16 protein-coding genes are annotated in these 14,689 nt (G+C 72.3%); 7 read left to right on the forward strand and 9 right to left on the reverse strand.

The annotated features are described in order from the left end of the window. Positions 1–4: 4 nt before the first annotated feature. From ACFWRO_RS35595 to ACFWRO_RS35625, 7 genes are all read right to left on the reverse strand, one after another. Positions 5–985: a hypothetical protein gene (locus ACFWRO_RS35595; protein ID WP_260228954.1), complete on the reverse strand. Its 981-nt coding sequence runs from the start codon at positions 983–985 to the stop codon at positions 5–7. A gap of 79 nt (positions 986–1,064) precedes the next feature. Then, positions 1,065–2,345 (reverse strand): HD domain-containing protein, encoded by a 1,281-nt coding sequence (locus ACFWRO_RS35600; protein ID WP_384518360.1) that lies wholly within the window; start codon positions 2,343–2,345, stop codon positions 1,065–1,067. Next, the gene (locus ACFWRO_RS35605) at positions 2,342–3,745 is read right to left on the reverse strand and encodes an HD-GYP domain-containing protein (protein WP_384518398.1); all 1,404 of its coding nucleotides are present in this window, start codon (positions 3,743–3,745) and stop codon (positions 2,342–2,344) included. The genes ACFWRO_RS35600 and ACFWRO_RS35605 overlap by 4 nt, the downstream gene beginning before the upstream one ends. A gap of 145 nt (positions 3,746–3,890) precedes the next feature. Further along, the gene (gene rsrA, locus ACFWRO_RS35610) at positions 3,891–4,190 is read right to left on the reverse strand and encodes a mycothiol system anti-sigma-R factor (protein WP_384518363.1); all 300 of its coding nucleotides are present in this window, start codon (positions 4,188–4,190) and stop codon (positions 3,891–3,893) included. Continuing rightward, a complete protein-coding gene (locus ACFWRO_RS35615) occupies positions 4,187–4,843 on the reverse strand; it encodes a sigma-70 family RNA polymerase sigma factor (RefSeq protein WP_362011464.1) in 657 nt (218 codons plus the stop codon). The genes rsrA and ACFWRO_RS35615 overlap by 4 nt, the downstream gene beginning before the upstream one ends. Before the next feature lie 240 nt (positions 4,844–5,083). Next, positions 5,084–5,719 (reverse strand): alpha/beta family hydrolase, encoded by a 636-nt coding sequence (locus ACFWRO_RS35620; protein ID WP_384518366.1) that lies wholly within the window; start codon positions 5,717–5,719, stop codon positions 5,084–5,086. A gap of 396 nt (positions 5,720–6,115) precedes the next feature. Then, the gene (locus tag ACFWRO_RS35625) at positions 6,116–6,931 is read right to left on the reverse strand and encodes an SOS response-associated peptidase (RefSeq protein WP_384518369.1); all 816 of its coding nucleotides are present in this window, start codon (positions 6,929–6,931) and stop codon (positions 6,116–6,118) included. A gap of 51 nt (positions 6,932–6,982) precedes the next feature. Here ACFWRO_RS35625 and ACFWRO_RS35630 point away from each other — a divergent pair, with 51 nt between their 5' ends. The 4 genes from ACFWRO_RS35630 (at position 6,983) to ACFWRO_RS35645 (ending at position 10,459) form a co-directional block, all read left to right on the forward strand. After that, entirely contained in the window at positions 6,983–7,669 is a 687-nt protein-coding gene (locus ACFWRO_RS35630) for a M50 family metallopeptidase (protein ID WP_384518372.1), read from the forward strand. Positions 7,670–7,697: 28 nt separating this feature from the next. Continuing rightward, the gene (gene aroA / locus ACFWRO_RS35635; RefSeq protein WP_384518375.1) at positions 7,698–9,026 is read left to right on the forward strand and encodes a 3-phosphoshikimate 1-carboxyvinyltransferase; all 1,329 of its coding nucleotides are present in this window, start codon (positions 7,698–7,700) and stop codon (positions 9,024–9,026) included. Between the two features lie 3 nt (positions 9,027–9,029). Continuing rightward, complete coding sequence (gene rsgA, locus ACFWRO_RS35640; protein ID WP_384518378.1) at positions 9,030–10,043, forward strand: ribosome small subunit-dependent GTPase A; 1,014 nt, start codon at positions 9,030–9,032, stop codon at positions 10,041–10,043. 92 nt (positions 10,044–10,135) lie between these two features. Further along, complete coding sequence (locus ACFWRO_RS35645; protein ID WP_384518381.1) at positions 10,136–10,459, forward strand: DMT family transporter; 324 nt, start codon at positions 10,136–10,138, stop codon at positions 10,457–10,459. Here ACFWRO_RS35645 and ACFWRO_RS35650 read toward each other — a convergent pair. Continuing rightward, positions 10,351–11,025 (reverse strand): TetR/AcrR family transcriptional regulator, encoded by a 675-nt coding sequence (locus tag ACFWRO_RS35650; RefSeq protein ID WP_384518383.1) that lies wholly within the window; start codon positions 11,023–11,025, stop codon positions 10,351–10,353. The two genes, ACFWRO_RS35645 and ACFWRO_RS35650, sit on opposite strands and share 109 nt — an antisense overlap. Positions 11,026–11,131: 106 nt before the next feature. Here ACFWRO_RS35650 and hisN point away from each other — a divergent pair, with 106 nt between their 5' ends. Together hisN and ACFWRO_RS35660 are read left to right on the forward strand one after the other, a co-directional pair. Next, positions 11,132–11,932, forward strand: a complete 801-nt coding sequence (gene hisN / locus ACFWRO_RS35655; RefSeq protein WP_384518386.1) for a histidinol-phosphatase — start codon at positions 11,132–11,134, stop codon at positions 11,930–11,932. Positions 11,933–12,102: 170 nt separating this feature from the next. Then, on the forward strand, positions 12,103–12,504 hold the full coding sequence (locus tag ACFWRO_RS35660) for a cyclic nucleotide-binding/CBS domain-containing protein (protein WP_384518389.1): 402 nt from the start codon (positions 12,103–12,105) through the stop codon (positions 12,502–12,504). Positions 12,505–12,576: 72 nt separating this feature from the next. Here ACFWRO_RS35660 and ACFWRO_RS35665 read toward each other — a convergent pair whose 3' ends face one another. Next, a complete protein-coding gene (locus ACFWRO_RS35665) occupies positions 12,577–14,031 on the reverse strand; it encodes a catalase (protein ID WP_384518392.1) in 1,455 nt (484 codons plus the stop codon). A gap of 148 nt (positions 14,032–14,179) precedes the next feature. Here ACFWRO_RS35665 and ACFWRO_RS35670 point away from each other — a divergent pair, with 148 nt between their 5' ends. After that, positions 14,180–14,599 (forward strand): Fur family transcriptional regulator, encoded by a 420-nt coding sequence (locus tag ACFWRO_RS35670; protein ID WP_384518395.1) that lies wholly within the window; start codon positions 14,180–14,182, stop codon positions 14,597–14,599. Positions 14,600–14,689 lie beyond the last annotated feature (90 nt).

Below are 14,689 nucleotides of genomic sequence, written 5' to 3' on the forward strand. Positions count from 1 at the left end.
AGGATCAGCAGACCTCTTCGAGATCCCGCCACTCTCGGCTGTCGGGGCTGTCCGCCACCCAGCCGTCGAGCAGGCCGCGGACCAGGCCGACGGGCGCTGCGATCCCGCACTCCCGCTCGGGGACCCAGAGCTCGCCGGGCGAGCGGTGACCGAGCGGCCCGGGGTGGCCCGGCTCGCTGTGGTCGTGCGGGTCGAGGTGCTCGCCCTCGCCCTCGGCGCTGGGCATGGTCGACTCCGAGCAGGCACGGCAGAGCAGCCGGACCGACGAGGACCAGTCCTCGGCGGCGAACCCGGCGTCGGCGGCGAGCTGCTCCAGGGCGTCCCGGTCGGCCTCGGTGGCGGCCTCCAGGAGGACGACCCAGGTGGGGACGGGCGAGGGGGCCCAGAGCTCGATCTCGTCGAAGACGGGGTAGGACGGTCCCGCGCTCGTCGTGCGCTCGCCGTTGGGCACGCCGTCGTGCAGGACGACCTCGCCCCAGCGGCGGCCGGAGGACGGCAGCGGGATGGAGAGGACCTCTATCCGCGCGGGGTCCAGCCTGCGGCCCCACACGACCTCGGCCTCGCCCTCGGGCGACAGCCGGACGGCGGCGCTGCCGAGCTCCATCCCGGCGGGCTCGCCGGTGCCCGCGGAGGCGCCGGGCACCTTCAGCCCGTACGCCTGCCAGGCGCGGCGGGCCAGCGGCCAGTCCTGGAGCGCGGTGGCGGCGATGCCGACGTTCCACCAGTCGGGAGCGCCGGTCTCCTTGTCGAGCAGGGCGACGGCGCGCAGCCCGGCGGCCCGCGCCTGCTCCCAGTCGTGCCGGAACTTGTGCAGCAGCGCCAGGTTGAACCAGGACTCCGAGAGCCAGGGCTCCAGATCCGCCGCGCGCGTGAGCAGCGCGCCGGCGTCCTCGTACCGGCCGTCACCGATCAGCGTGAACGCGCGGTCGGTGGCCTGCCGCCACGAGGCGGAGGGCCGATGCCGTACCTTCCCGAAGATCCTCACGATTCCCGCCTGCCGGTCGCTTCACCCTCTTGTTCGCATCCAACCATGCCCGGTTGGACGCGCGCTCATTACCCATGGGTTACCCAGGAGGAGCAGGGGTGACGCCCCCGGTCACACCGCCTCTCGCGAGGACTCTCGCGAGGGATTCCACCACCTCCGGGTGGTGGTCGCGGGCGGTGGCGAGACGGAGCTGTTCGAGGGCGGCGAGTGACCCGCCGGCCCCGGCGCCGGTACCGGTTCCGGCCAGATCGTCGTAGGCGTTGACGGTACGGACGATCCGGGCGGGCACCGGTTGGTCGCGGTACGGATCGGCCTGCCGCTCCACGACGACGGCCACGGCGGCGGGGACACCGGTCTGCCGGACGACGGCCCCGCCGAGGAGGGCGATCCGGCGCTGTTCCTCGGCGGGGAGGAGGGCGGTGGCGCCTTCGGGGACGGGGTCGACGAGGGAGAGCTGCCCGATGTCGTGCATGAGGGCGGCGTACTCGAGGACGGTCAGCTCGGACCCGGAGAGCCCCAGCTCACGGCCGACGGCGGCGCTGAGCGCGGCGACGCGGCGGGCGTGCCCCGGTGGGGTGCAGCCGGCGATCTCGGTGGCGCGGGCGAGCGAGGCGATGGTCTGCCGGTTGGTGGTGCGCACGGCCGCGTACCGCCGGAAGGAGACCTGGGTGAGCAGCAGCGGCACGCAGAAGACGGGTAGGGCCCAGAGCCCGGCGGCGGCCACGCCGAGGGCCATGACGGTGCCGGTGGCGCAGACGGCGGAGCCGATGCCGATCAGGGCCCGCAGCTCGTCGCGGAGGAGCGGGCCGTAGGGGTATCCCTTGCGGGCGCGGAGCATCAGGGCGGCGAGGACGGCGTCGCACAGGGCTGTGAGGACGAGGAGGAGCACGAGGAAGAGGGCGTAGGCGGGGCCGTGGCCGAGGTGCTCGCTCACCTCGCCGGAGTTGTAGAGGGGCTGGAAGCAGAGGGCGGCGAAGCCGACGGTGAGGATGCGGCGGGCCTGGTGGTCGAGGTCGGGCCCGACGCCGCGGGCGATGTGCGGGACGATCCCGACGAGCCCGCCGGCGACGACGACGGCGATGATCTGCAGGACGCCGTGGGTGGTCGCCGTCCCCGCCTGCTCGCCGAGCAGGGCGTACGCGAGGGCTCCTGCGGTCGCGAGCGGCGCGGGCTCCCGGTCCCCGGGCAGGGCGCCCCAGCGGGCGAGCTCGCCGAGCGCGATGAGCAGGCCGAACGCGAGCGCGTTCCCGGGCTCGCTGACCCCGCTCCACAGCGTGGCCCCGAACCCGGCGACGGTGAGCGCGAGGGCGGCGCCGTGGACGACCCCGACAACCCCGACGATCGGCGCCCCGGCCTTCACGGGCGACTGCCGGGGGGTGCGGGGGCGGGGGATGCGGGCGCGGGTGCGGGTGCGGGGACACGTGCCTGAGGGACCGGCGGTGTGGCCGGTGCGCAGGGCTCGTCCGCCGTGACGGCGGTCTGCCAGCCGTGCCGGTCGAGCGCCTGGACGAGCGCGGCGACCATCCGGGGGTCGAAGTGCGTGCCCGCGCAGCGCTCCAGCTCCGCCACGGCCGCCTCGACGGGCCGGCCCCGGCTGTAGGAGCGGGTCGAGGTCATCGCGTCGAAGGCGTCGGCGACCGCGACCACCCGGGCGAACTCGGGGATCTGCTCCCCGCTGAGCCCGTACGGGTATCCGCTGCCGTCCATCCTCTCGTGGTGGTGCAGGATCGCCGCCCGGGCCTCCCCGAGGAAGCCGATGCCCCGGACCATCTCGTGTCCGTACTCCGGGTGCAGCTCGATGATCCGGCGCTCCTCGGGCGTCAGCGGCCCGTCCTTCCGCAGGATCCTGGTCGGTACGCCCAGCTTGCCCACGTCGTGCAGGATCCCCGCGAAGCGGAGGATCTCCAGGCGCTCGTCCGCCATGCCCAGCTCCTGGGCGATCAGCACGGAGGCCTGCCCCACGCGTTCACTGTGCCCCCGGGTGTACCGGTCCTTGATGTCGACGGCCTGCACGAGCGCGCGGATCGTCGCCTGGTGGGCGGCGCGCTCGCGGTGGTACTGGGCGAAGACCCAGCAGGAGATGTACATGGGCAGCAGGACGAAGAGCGCGGCGACCGGCCCGTACGTGCTCCGCCAGAGCACCGCCATCATCAGCCCGGCGAGGCCGTGCACGGCGTGCGGGGCGAGCGTCCGGCCGAGGAGCCCCTGCCAGGCGGTGCGGGGCGGGATCCGGTCGGCGGCGATCCGGACCCCGCCGTCGAGGGCGGTCAGGACCAGGCAGAAGGTGAGCGCGGAGGCGGCCGCCGGGAGGAGGGCGTACGGGAAGTCGGGGGCGTCAGGCCCCCTCCCGAGGGCCTCGCGGCTGCCCAGGGCCCCGGCGACGTGCGCGGCGGCCGAGACGGAGATCAGGAGCTGGGCGGTCCGCCAGGCCCGGCGCACCCCGGCGGGCCGCTGCTCCACACGGGCGAGCAGGGCGCCGGGCAGCGCGGTGAGCGCGGCGGCGGAGGGCGGCAGGAGGAGGGCCGAGGCGAGCAGGACGGGGAAGAAGGAGCCGGCGCGCATGGGCACCGAGCCGCCGAGCGCCCGGTCGAGGAGCCGGCAGCGCGCGGGGAGCTCGCAGAGCGCGTACAGGGCGGCGAGGAGCGCGACGGCGCCCCACGCCGTGTGCGCGCCGGGGCGCAGCGCCGGGAGCGCGCACACGGCGGCGACGAGAAGGGCCACGCCGATGTACACACGTGCCGCTCGCGGAATCGCCTTCACGCCCATCACGCCAGTCACGCTAGCGAGTTGGAGGCGGTGCGCGGGCGGGCCCCGGCCGATTCGCACCATCGGGTGATACAAGCTGATGTATGCGTGAGGGCCGCCGCGACGAGCTCGCGGCGGCCCTCACGAAACGAAGGGGCTACTACTCCTGGGCGGTGGCCGTGATGTCCTTGTCGGGCACCAGCTCGCCCGAGCGGATCAGGTCGATCCGGCCCATCACCTTGGCCCGCAGGTCGGTGGGCACGTCGTCACTGCCGCAGCAGCGCTTGACGAGCTTCTTCACCGCCTGTTCGAGGCCGTACTTCTCCAGGCACGGGGAGCACTCCTCGAAGTGGACCTCGAACTTGGTGCAGTCACTGTCGGGCATCTCTCTGTCGAGAAACTCGTAGAGATGGTCCAGGACCTCCGAGCAGTCCGTCTCATGCGGCTCTCCGCAGCTCATGAGCCCGAGCCTTTCCGATCGTTCGACGACTCTCCGGCGCCCGCGGGTACGAGCCCGCGGTCGCGGGCGTAGTCCTCGAGCATGCCGCGCAACTGGCGGCGTCCCCGGTGCAGTCGGGACATGACGGTACCGATGGGTGTCCCCATGATGTCCGCGATCTCCTTGTACGCAAAGCCCTCGACATCGGCGAGATAGACGGCGATGCGGAATTCCTCGGGGATCGCCTGCAGCGCTTCCTTGACGTCCGAGTCCGGCAGGTGGTCGAGGGCCTGCGACTCGGCGGACCGCAGTCCGGTCGACATGTGCGACTCGGCGCGGGCGAGCTGCCAGTCCTCGATCTCCTCGGCGGCGGAGCGCTGGGGCTCGCGCTGCTTCTTGCGGTACGAGTTGATGAAGGTGTTGGTCAGGATGCGGTACAGCCAGGCCTTCAGGTTCGTACCCTCGCGGAACTGGTGGAACGAGCCGTACGCCTTGGCGTACGTCTCCTGGACCAGGTCCTCGGCGTCTGCGGGGTTGCGCGTCATGCGCAGGGCGGCGGAGTACATCTGGTCGAGGTAGCCGAGTGCGTCCCGCTCGAAGCGCGCGTTGCGCTCCGCGGTCGTCTCTTCCGGGCCGTCGTCGGTCCCTGTGTCGGTCCCAGTGACCGGACCCACCTCCTCCAGCGCTGCGGCGAATCCGAAGGCGGACCCGCTCGTTTCGGAGGATAGACGAGGAACCGCTCCGCCCGCCGCCCGAATAGGGGCGGTCTTGGGAGCGGGCAGGACCGTCCAGTCGAGGTCAGCGGCCTGCGCGCGCTCGGGGCAGATGGTCGAACCCATGCGACGGACTCCCTCTTCCTTGCTCTCACACCGACATGGGTCACAACCGTGGGCAGGTGCCGGGCATTCCCGGGGTCAGCCCCGAATCGAGGAGACCCACGAGGTGACTGCGCCGACGATCCGGTCAAGGGTCTCTTCGGGCGTGACGGGCGCCCGCTTGGCAACGGCGAACCCGTGATCGCCGTACGGCACGGCGACCATCCGGTACGCCCCTTCGGGGAACTCCTCGGGCTTCCCGAAGGAGTCGTTGCCGCCCTGGACGACGAGGGTGGGCAGGCCGGTCCCGAGGAGCTCGTCGGCCCGGGACTTCTCGGGCTTGCCGGGCGGGTGCAGCGGAAAACTCAACGCGACCACGCCGACGGCGCCGAGCTCCTTCCCGGTCCGACAGGCGACCCGCGCCCCGGCGGAGCGCCCCCCGGCGATCACAGGCAGCCCGGGCGCGACAAGGGCGGGCCAGACCCCCCGCCACCCGACATCGAGCGTCTTGGGCGCGGGCGCCACCTTCTTCCCGACAACCCGCCAAGGCTGCTCCACAAGCGCGACGGTCACCCCCTGTGAGGGCACCCCCTCGGCGATCGCCCGAAGATCCCGAGCCTCGACCCCACCCCCGGCCCCATGCCCGAGGGCCAGCACCGCCCAGGCCTTCTCCCCGGGGTACCAGGTGACCCTGGCGTCCCCGGCATCGGTCGCGACAATCTCGCTACGGCTCATACGGCCATGGTGCCGTCCGCCGCCGACAACACGAAGCCACCGCGCCCCCACTCCACCGCCAACCGCCCCGGGCACGAACCGCCCCAACCTCCGGCGCGAAGCGCCCGCGCCCCTGGCGCCCACTGGGCGCGGGCCCGCCGCGCCCTCACCCCGACCCCGGTCACCCTCACGGCGCGAAGCCACCGCACCCCCAGCGCCCACCGGACACGGGCCCGCCGCGCCCTCACCCCAGCCCCGGTCACGCCTGGCGGCGCGAAGCTGCCGCACACCCGACCCAGCGCCTTCCCCTCGCGGCGCGAAGCCGCCGCGTCCCGGTCCGGGCGGAGCCCGGCATCACTCCCCACCAGCCCCCGGCAGGGTTTCGGGAAGGGGTGGGGTGGGGGAATCGCCCCGGCGTCAGAACAGCGTGCCCACCTCCGGGCCCTCCAGTTCCGTCAGCAGTTCCGGGCCGTTGTTGCGGACGTTGCTGGCCGCCGTCGCGACCGGGTACGCGCGCATCAGGCCCTCCGGGGGCGCCGCCAGGAGGTTCTGGAGTTCGTCCACGTTCGTGCGGTGCGGGTCCAGCCACGCGTCCCAGCGGTCCGGGGTCAGCATCAGGGGCATGCGGGGGTGGATCTCCGCGAGCGAGCCGGGGCCCTCCGCCGGCGCCACGCCCAGCGGGCCCGTCTCCGCCTCCGTCGTGATGACCGAGCACGTCACCCACCACGCCAGCGGGTCCCCGTCCGCCACGGTCCGGTCGCGCCAGAACTCGTAGAGGCCCGCCATCGCGAAGACCGAGCCGTCCGCCGGCGTCACGAAGTACGGCTGCTTCCGGGTCCGCTTCTTCTTCCCCTCGACCTCCAGGTCCCGCTCCCCCGCCCCGGTGACCCACTCGTAGTAGCCGTCCGCCGGCAGGATGCACCGCCGCGCCGCGAAGGCCTTCTTGAAGGACGGCTTCTCGGCCAGCGTCTCCGCCCGCGCGTTGATCATCCGGGCCGCGCCCTCCGGCGACTTGGACCAGGACGGCACGAGCCCCCACTTCAGTGCCCGCAGCTGGCGAACCGGCCGCCGCGATTCCGCGTCTTTCAGAGGACGCTCCAGAACCGCGTAGACCTCCTTCGTCGGGGCCACGTTCCAGTCCGGAGCGAGGGTCTCCTCGGGTTCCCACTTCTCGACTCCGAAGACGCCCACCAAGTCCTGAGGCGCCCGACTCGCTGCATACCGTCCGCACATACGTGCCACACTGCCACGATCCCCGACGACGCTGAGGAGCCGGTCCGAAAAATGAACGAAGTCCTCGGCACCCAGCCCGCCCCCGAAGAGTGGCTGGTCATCGTCACCGGCGTGACCGCACTCCTCGTCACCGTGCCCCGCGCGATATGGCGGCTGTCCCGCAACGCCATCACCATCGCCCACGAAGGCGGCCACGGCCTCATCGCCCTCGTCACCGGTCGCCGCCTGCAGTCCATCCGGCTCCACTCGGACACCAGCGGTCTCACCGTCTCGCGCGGCCGCCCCACCGGCCTCGGCATGATCCTCACCGCCGCCGCCGGCTACACCGCCGCCCCGCTGCTCGGCCTCGGCGGCGCCTGGCTGCTCGCCGACCACCGGATCACGCTCCTGCTGTGGCTCGCGACCGCGCTGCTCCTCGCCATGCTGCTGATGGTCCGGAACCTGTACGGGATCTTCACCGTCCTCCTCACGGGCGCCGCCTTCCTCCTCGTCTCCTGGCTCACCGGCCCGGACGTGCAGTCGGCGTTCGCGTACGCCGTCGTCTGGTTCCTGCTCGTCGGCGGGGTGCGCCCGGTCTTCGAGCTGCAGGGCAAGCGGCGGCACGGCGGTGCGCCGGACTCGGACGCCGACCAGCTCGCCCGGCTCACCCATGTCCCCCCGGCGCTCTGGCTCTTCTTCTTCCACGCGGTGTCCATCTGCTCCCTGATCGGCGGAGGCCGCTGGCTGCTCGGGCTGTAGCCGCCGCGTGCCCCACTAAAGTGAGGGCATGACCGAAACCTCCTCGCACGCCGACCTGCACACCGATCCCTGGCCCGCGCCCCATGCCAGCGGTGCCGTCGACGCGACCGTCACCGTGCCCGGATCGAAGTCGGTCACCAACCGCGGTCTGGTCCTCGCCGCGCTCGCCGCCGAGCCGGGCTGGCTCCGCCGCCCGCTGCGCTCCCGCGACACCCTCCTGATGGCCGAGGCGCTGCGCACGCTCGGCGTGAAGATCGAGGAGGGCGTCGGCCCGGACGGTACGGGCGAGGCCTGGCGGATCATCCCGGCCGGGCTGCGCGGCCCGGCGACCGTGGACGTCGGCAACGCAGGTACGGTCATGCGCTTCCTGCCCCCGGTCGCGGCCCTCGCCGACGGCCCGGTGCGCTTCGACGGCGACGCCCGGTCCCACGAGCGCCCGCTGCACGGGGTGATCGACGCGCTGCGTGTGCTCGGCGCCCGGATCGACGACGACGGACGCGGCGCGCTGCCGATGACCGTGCACGGCGGCGGGGCGCTCGACGGCGGCCCGGTGGAGATCGACGCCTCCTCGTCGTCCCAGTTCGTCAGCGCGCTGCTGCTCTCCGCACCCCGCTTCAACCAGGGGGTGGAGGTACGCCATGTGGGGGGCAAGCTCCCCTCCATGCCGCACATCCGGATGACCGTCGACATGCTCCGCGGGGTCGGCGCCCAGGTCGACGAGCCGGAGACCGGCGGCGAGCCGAACGTCTGGCGGGTCTCCCCCTCCGCCCTGCTCGGCCGCGACCTGACCGTCGAGCCCGATCTGTCGAACGCCCAGCCGTTCCTGGCCGCGGCCCTGGTCACCGGCGGCCGCGTGACCGTCCCCGACTGGCCGGCCCGGACCACCCAGCCCGGTGACGCGCTGCGGGAGATCTTCACCGAGATGGGTGGCTCCTGCGAGCTGACCGAGGCCGGTCTCACCTTCACCGGCACCGGCCGGATCCACGGCATCGACGTGGACCTGAGCGAGGTCGGCGAGCTGACCCCCGGCATCGCGGCGGTCGCGGCGCTCGCCGACTCCCCGTCCACGCTGCGCGGAGTCGCCCATCTGCGACTGCACGAGACGGACCGCCTCGCCGCCCTGACCAAGGAGATCAACGAGCTCGGCGGCGACGTCACGGAGACCGAGGACGGGCTCGTCATCCGCCCGCGCCCGCTGCACGGCGGGGTCTTCCACACGTACCACGACCACCGGATGGCGACGGCGGGCGCGATCATCGGGCTCGCGGTCGAGGGCGTGGAGATCGAGAACGTGGCGACGACGGCCAAGACCTTGCCCGACTTCCCCAGGATGTGGACCGAAATGCTCGGAGCCTGAGCCATGCGGCGCTACGGGAAGCACACCGACGAGGACGACATCCGCCAGCGGCCCAACCGCAAGGGCAACCGTCCCCGTACCAACATCCGTCCCAAGCACGAGGACGCGGTCGAGGGCATGGTCCTCACCGTGGACCGGGGCCGGCTCACGGTCCTCGTCGACGACCGCGCGGTCCTGGCGATGAAGGCGCGCGAGCTGGGCCGCAAGGCCGCCGTCGTCGGCGACCGGGTCTCCCTCGTGGGCGATCTCTCCGGCGAGAAGGACACGCTGGCCCGGATCGTACGGATCGGTGACCGCAGCTCCGTGCTCCGCCGTACGGCCGACGACGACGATCCGTACGAGCGGGTGGTCGTCGCCAACGCCGACCAGCTCGCGATCGTCACCGCGCTCGCCGACCCCGAGCCCCGCCCCCGGCTGATCGACCGCTGTCTGGTCGCGGCGTACGACGGCGGGCTCACCCCGCTCCTCGTCCTGACCAAGTCGGACCTGGCCAAGCCCGACGAGCTCCTGGAGATGTACGGCGCGCTCGGCGTCCCGTACGTGGTGACCACGCGCGACGAGTTCGTGGACGGGGTCGCCGCCGAGCGGGTGCACGAGCACCTCAAGGGGCGTACGACCGCGTTCGTCGGGCACTCCGGGGTCGGCAAGACGACCCTGGTCAACGCGCTGGTCCCGGAGGACAGGCGGCGGAGCACGGGCCATGTCAACGCGGTCACCGGGCGCGGCCGGCACACCACCACCTCGGCGCTCGCGCTCCCGCTCGACGACAAGGAGGGCGGCTGGGTGATCGACACTCCCGGCGTGCGCTCCTTCGGCCTCCACCACGTCGACCCGTCCCGGGTGATCCTCGCCTTCCCCGATCTCGTCCCCGGTACGGAGAACTGTCCGCGGGCCTGCAGCCACGACGAGCCGGACTGCGCGCTGGACGCGTGGGCGGCCGAGGGGCACGCCGATCCGGCCCGGCTGTACTCGCTGCGGCGACTGCTCGCCACGCGGGAGCGACGCGAAGGCGACTGAGCCGCGCACGTTTGCGGCCCACAGGTGTTGGTAAGTGCATAATCGCACCAAGTGCGACGAAGCAGTCACCGACGGCGTGGGAGGCACTGACGATGGCGTGGCTGCTGGTGGTGGTCGCCGGGATCCTGGAGACGGGGTTCGCGGTCTGCCTCAAGCTCTCGCACGGATTCACCCGCCTCTGGCCCACCGTCGCCTTCGCCTGTTTCGCCCTCGGCAGCTTCGGACTCCTGACGCTCGCGCTGCGCAAGCTGGACGTGGGCCCCGCGTACGCGGTGTGGACCGGCATCGGCGCGGCCGGGACGGCGATCTACGGAATGATCTTCCTCGGCGACATCGTGTCCACGCTGAAGATCGTGTCGATCACGCTGGTCATCGTCGGGGTCGTCGGGCTCCAGCTCTCCGGCTCCTCCCACTGACCGTCCGCCCCGCCGGGCGGCGCCGCGATCGGGGCCGGGGCGACGACGTACGAGAGCGCGAGCCGCAGGACGGCCTCGCAGGACCGCCGTACGTCCCCCTCGTCACCGTGCAGCGCCGTCGCGGCCCGGTCGCGGGCGAGCCCGAGCAGGTCGGCGGGGGACGGCACGCCCGCGTCGGCGCGGCGCTGGGCGGGGACGGCGGAAGCGCGGGCGCCGGCCCTCGCGGGGCGGGGCGCGGGGAGCCGCTCGCCCCAGCAGCCGGTGAGCAGGGCCCGCAGGACGGGGCGCGTGAAGGCCTCGGAGACGGTCCACTCGGCGACGGCGGCCAGGCTCCGCCGGGGCGGGGCGGGCGCGGCGAGGACCCGGTCGACGCCCTGGAGGTACGCGTCGGCCTCGCGCCGTACGAGCGCCCTGGCCATGCCCTCCTTGGAGCCGAACTCGTTGTAGAGGGTCTGCCGGGAGACGCCCGCCGCGGAGGCGACGTCGACCATCCGGACGGCGGACCAGGGCAGCCCCACGAGTGCCGCGTGGGCGGCGTTCAACAGGGCCTCACGGGCAGTCGGCATCGTCGCCTCCACGCCAGAACGGTTCTGCGCTCAGAGTTGACGGGTGGCCACGCAGTGTCAAGGCCTCCCGTAGGGCCACGCCCCTTCGAGGGATAGAGTTTCGACCATGGCCGATTACCACGATGATCTGCGTCTCGCCCATGTCCTCGCGGATGCCGCCGACGCGGCCACGATGGACCGGTTCAAGGCGCTCGACCTGAAGGTCGAGACCAAGCCGGACATGACGCCGGTGAGCGAGGCGGACAAGGCGGCCGAGGAGCTGATCCGCGCTCAGCTGCAGCGGGCGCGGCCGCGCGACGCGATCCTCGGCGAGGAGTTCGGCGTGGAGGGCACGGGCCCGCGCCGCTGGGTGATCGATCCGATCGACGGCACGAAGAACTACGTGCGCGGGGTGCCGGTCTGGGCGACCCTGATCGCGCTGATGGAGGCCGGTGACACCGGGTTCCAGCCGGTGGTGGGCGTGGTCTCGGCGCCGGCGCTCGGCCGCCGCTGGTGGGCGGCGAAGGGCACGGGCGCGTACACGGGCCGCAGCCTGTCGTCGGCGACCAGGATCCAGGTCTCGAAGGTCGGCGAGCTGAGCGACGCCTCGTTCGCGTACTCCTCGCTGAGCGGCTGGGAGGAGCGGGGCCGCCTCGACGGCTTCCTCGACCTCACGCGCGCGTGCTGGCGGACGCGGGCGTACGGCGACTTCTGGCCGTACATGATGGTCGCCGAGGGTTCGGTGGACTTCTGCGCCGAGCCGGAGCTATCGCTCTGGGACATGGCGGCGACGGCGATCGTGGTCCAGGAGGCGGGCGGCACCTTCACCGGCCTCGACGGCCGGCACGGCCCGCACAGCGGCAACGCGGCGGCCTCGAACAGCCTGCTCCACGGCGAACTCCTGAGCTACCTGAACCAGGAGAGCTGAGCCGGACAGGGCAGCGGGCACCTCACAAGACGCACCCCTCCGGGTGCGCCTCGCGCGCCCCCTTGTCGGCCCCACCCCCCGATGTCACTCTAAGAGTCCCCCCACTTGTGAACTTGTGAATTTGTTCTCGTTGAAGGCGGGAACGGTTCACGAAGGAGGTGGCTCCTTTCATGCTCGTCCGTGACGCCATGAGCACGGTGGTCCTCACCATCGGCCCCGCCCACACCCTCCGCCAGGCCGCCCGGCTGATGTCGGCGCGCCGCGTCGGCGCGGCCGTCGTCCACGACACCGACGCCGGCGGGTTCGGCATCCTCACCGAGCGCGACATCCTCAACTCGATCGGCGCCGACCAGAACCCCGACCACGAGACCGCGAGCGCCCACACCACCACCGACGTCGTCTTCGCCGCCCCCACCTGGACCCTGGAGGAGGCGGCCGCGGCCATGACGCACGGCGGCTTCCGCCATCTCGTCGTGCTCGACGCCCACGGGCCCGTCGGCATCGTCTCCGTACGGGACATCATCCGCTGCTGGACCCCCGCGCACCGCCACGCGACGACCATGGCGAGCTGACACCGGAGCGGGCCGGCCCTCCGTACGGCTGTACGGAGAGTCCGGCCCGCTCCTTCTCTACGGCAAGCGCCCTCAGCCGCGCAGGGCCTGGACCGCGGCGTCGAGCCGCTTGCCGAAGTCACCGTCCGCCTTGCGGAAGTTGTCGATCGCCCGCTCGGCGATGTCGTCGCGCGACACCTTGGCGATGAAGCCCGCCAGGTTCTCCACAAGCCGGCCCTTCTCGTCCTCCGCCATCAGCCGGTAGAGGTCGCCCGCCTGCGCGAAGTCGTCGTCCTCGGCGTGCGAGGGGGCCGCCTGGTTGCCCGTACCGCCGGTGACGGCGCTCGGCTGCCACAGCGGGCGGTCGGTCTGGAACGGGCCGCCGAAGCTGTTCGGCTCGTAGTTCTTCGCGCCCTTGTGGCGGCCGTCGTAGAGGAAGCCGTCACGGGAGTTCGTACGCGCCTCGGTGGCGTGCGGCCGGTTCACCGGCAGGTGGTCGGCGTTGATGCCGACGCGGTAGCGGTGGGCGTCGCCGTACGCGAAGAGGCGGCCCTGGAGCATCTTGTCCGGGGACGGACCGATGCCGGGCACGAAGTGCGCCGGGCTGAAGATCGACTGCTCGACCTCGGCGAAGACGTTCTCCGGGTTGCGGTTGAGCTCCAGCCTGCCGATCTCGATCGGCGGGTAGTCCTCGTGCGGCCACACCTTGGTGAGGTCGAACGGGTTGAAGCGGTAGGTCGCCGCGTCGGCCGCCGGCATGATCTGGACCTGCACGGTCCAGGTCGGGAAGTCGCCGCGCTCGATGGACTCGCGCAGATCGCGCTGGTGGCTGTCCGGGTCCTCGCCGGCGAGCTTGTTGGCCTCGGCCTGGGTGAGGTTCTCGATCCCCTGGTCGGTCTTGAAGTGGTACTTCACCCAGAAGACCTCGCCGGCCTCGTTGTTCCACTGGAACGTGTGCGAGCCGTAGCCGTTCATGTGCCGGTACGAGGCGGGGATGCCGCGGTCGCCGAAGAGCCAGGTCACCTGGTGGGTCGACTCGGGGCTGAGCCCCCAGAAGTCCCACACGTTGTCGGGCTCCTGGGAGCCCGTGTACGGGTCGCGCTTCTGGGTGTGGATGAAGTCCGGGAACTTGATGGCGTCCTTGATGAAGAACACCGGGGTGTTGTTGCCGACGAGGTCGTAGTTGCCCTCCTCGGTGTAGAACTTCAGCGCCCAGCCGCGCGGGTCGCGCACCGCGTCGGCCGCGCCGAGGTTGCCCGCCACGGTGGAGAAGCGCAGGAACGTCTCGGTCTGCTTGCCGACCTCGGAGAGGAACGTCGCGCGGGTGTACTGCGTGACGTCCGCGGTCACCGTGAAGGTGCCGTACGCACCGGCACCGCGCGCGTGGACCACGCGCTCCGGGATGCGCTCGCGGTTGAAGTGGGCGAGCTTCTCCAGGAGCAGCTGGTCCTGGACGAGCACCGGTCCGCCGACGCCGGCCGTCTCGCTGTTCTGGTTGTCGGCGACCGGCGCGCCGGCCTCCGTGGTGAGCGGTCCCTGCGTCGTCACGTACGCCTCCTGCGTTGCTTGTGCCGCAAGCCCTGTCCATGGCCTGTCCTGCGCTCCCGACCCTACAATAGACAATGTCTAAGTCAAGGCCTGGTCCAAAGTCACACCCATTCGGGACCTTGGTCCCGTCGCTGTTAATCTGGTCCTTATGAGTGACCTTTTGGAACGACTGCGCGGCCGCGGCTGGCGAATGACCGCGCAGCGGCGCGTCGTGGCCGAGGTGCTCGACGGAGACCATGTCCACCTGACCGCGGACGAGGTCCACGCCCGCGCGGTGGAGCGACTGCCCGAGATCTCCCGGGCGACGGTGTACAACACGCTGGGCGAGATGGTCACGCTCGGTGAGGTGATGGAGGTCGCGACGGACGGCCGCGCCAGGCGGTACGACCCGAACGCGCACCGCCCGCACCAGCACCTGGTCTGCGCCCGTTGCGGCGCGATCCGTGACGTCCACCCGGCCGGAAACCCGCTGTCGGACCTCCCGGACTCGGAGCGCTTCGGCTTCACGATCTCCGGCGTCGAGGTCACGTACCGGGGCATCTGCCCGAACTGCGCGGCTTCCGCCTGACCTGACGACCCAGCGAAAAGCCCCCACCGAGGTGGGGGCTTTTCGCTGGGTCGCGCGTCGCACGAACGACGAAGGCCGTGACCCAGTGAC

The organism is Streptomyces sp. NPDC058579 (genome assembly GCF_042718575.1).
In the GTDB taxonomy this organism is placed as follows: domain Bacteria; phylum Actinomycetota; class Actinomycetes; order Streptomycetales; family Streptomycetaceae; genus Streptomyces.

Coding starts and splice junctions, on each gene's coding strand:
- ACFWRO_RS35625 (WP_384518369.1), bottom strand. CDS start 6,931: ATGTGCGGACGGTATGCAGCGAGTCGGGCGCCTCAGGACTTGGTGGGC.
- ACFWRO_RS35620 (WP_384518366.1), bottom strand. CDS start 5,719: ATGAGCCGTAGCGAGATTGTCGCGACCGATGCCGGGGACGCCAGGGTC.
- aroA (WP_384518375.1), top strand. CDS start 7,698: ATGACCGAAACCTCCTCGCACGCCGACCTGCACACCGATCCCTGGCCC.
- rsgA (WP_384518378.1), top strand. CDS start 9,030: ATGCGGCGCTACGGGAAGCACACCGACGAGGACGACATCCGCCAGCGG.
- rsrA (WP_384518363.1), bottom strand. CDS start 4,190: ATGAGCTGCGGAGAGCCGCATGAGACGGACTGCTCGGAGGTCCTGGAC.
- ACFWRO_RS35630 (WP_384518372.1), top strand. CDS start 6,983: ATGAACGAAGTCCTCGGCACCCAGCCCGCCCCCGAAGAGTGGCTGGTC.
- hisN (WP_384518386.1), top strand. CDS start 11,132: ATGGCCGATTACCACGATGATCTGCGTCTCGCCCATGTCCTCGCGGAT.
- ACFWRO_RS35645 (WP_384518381.1), top strand. CDS start 10,136: ATGGCGTGGCTGCTGGTGGTGGTCGCCGGGATCCTGGAGACGGGGTTC.
- ACFWRO_RS35650 (WP_384518383.1), bottom strand. CDS start 11,025: ATGCCGACTGCCCGTGAGGCCCTGTTGAACGCCGCCCACGCGGCACTC.
- ACFWRO_RS35670 (WP_384518395.1), top strand. CDS start 14,180: ATGAGTGACCTTTTGGAACGACTGCGCGGCCGCGGCTGGCGAATGACC.
- ACFWRO_RS35660 (WP_384518389.1), top strand. CDS start 12,103: ATGCTCGTCCGTGACGCCATGAGCACGGTGGTCCTCACCATCGGCCCC.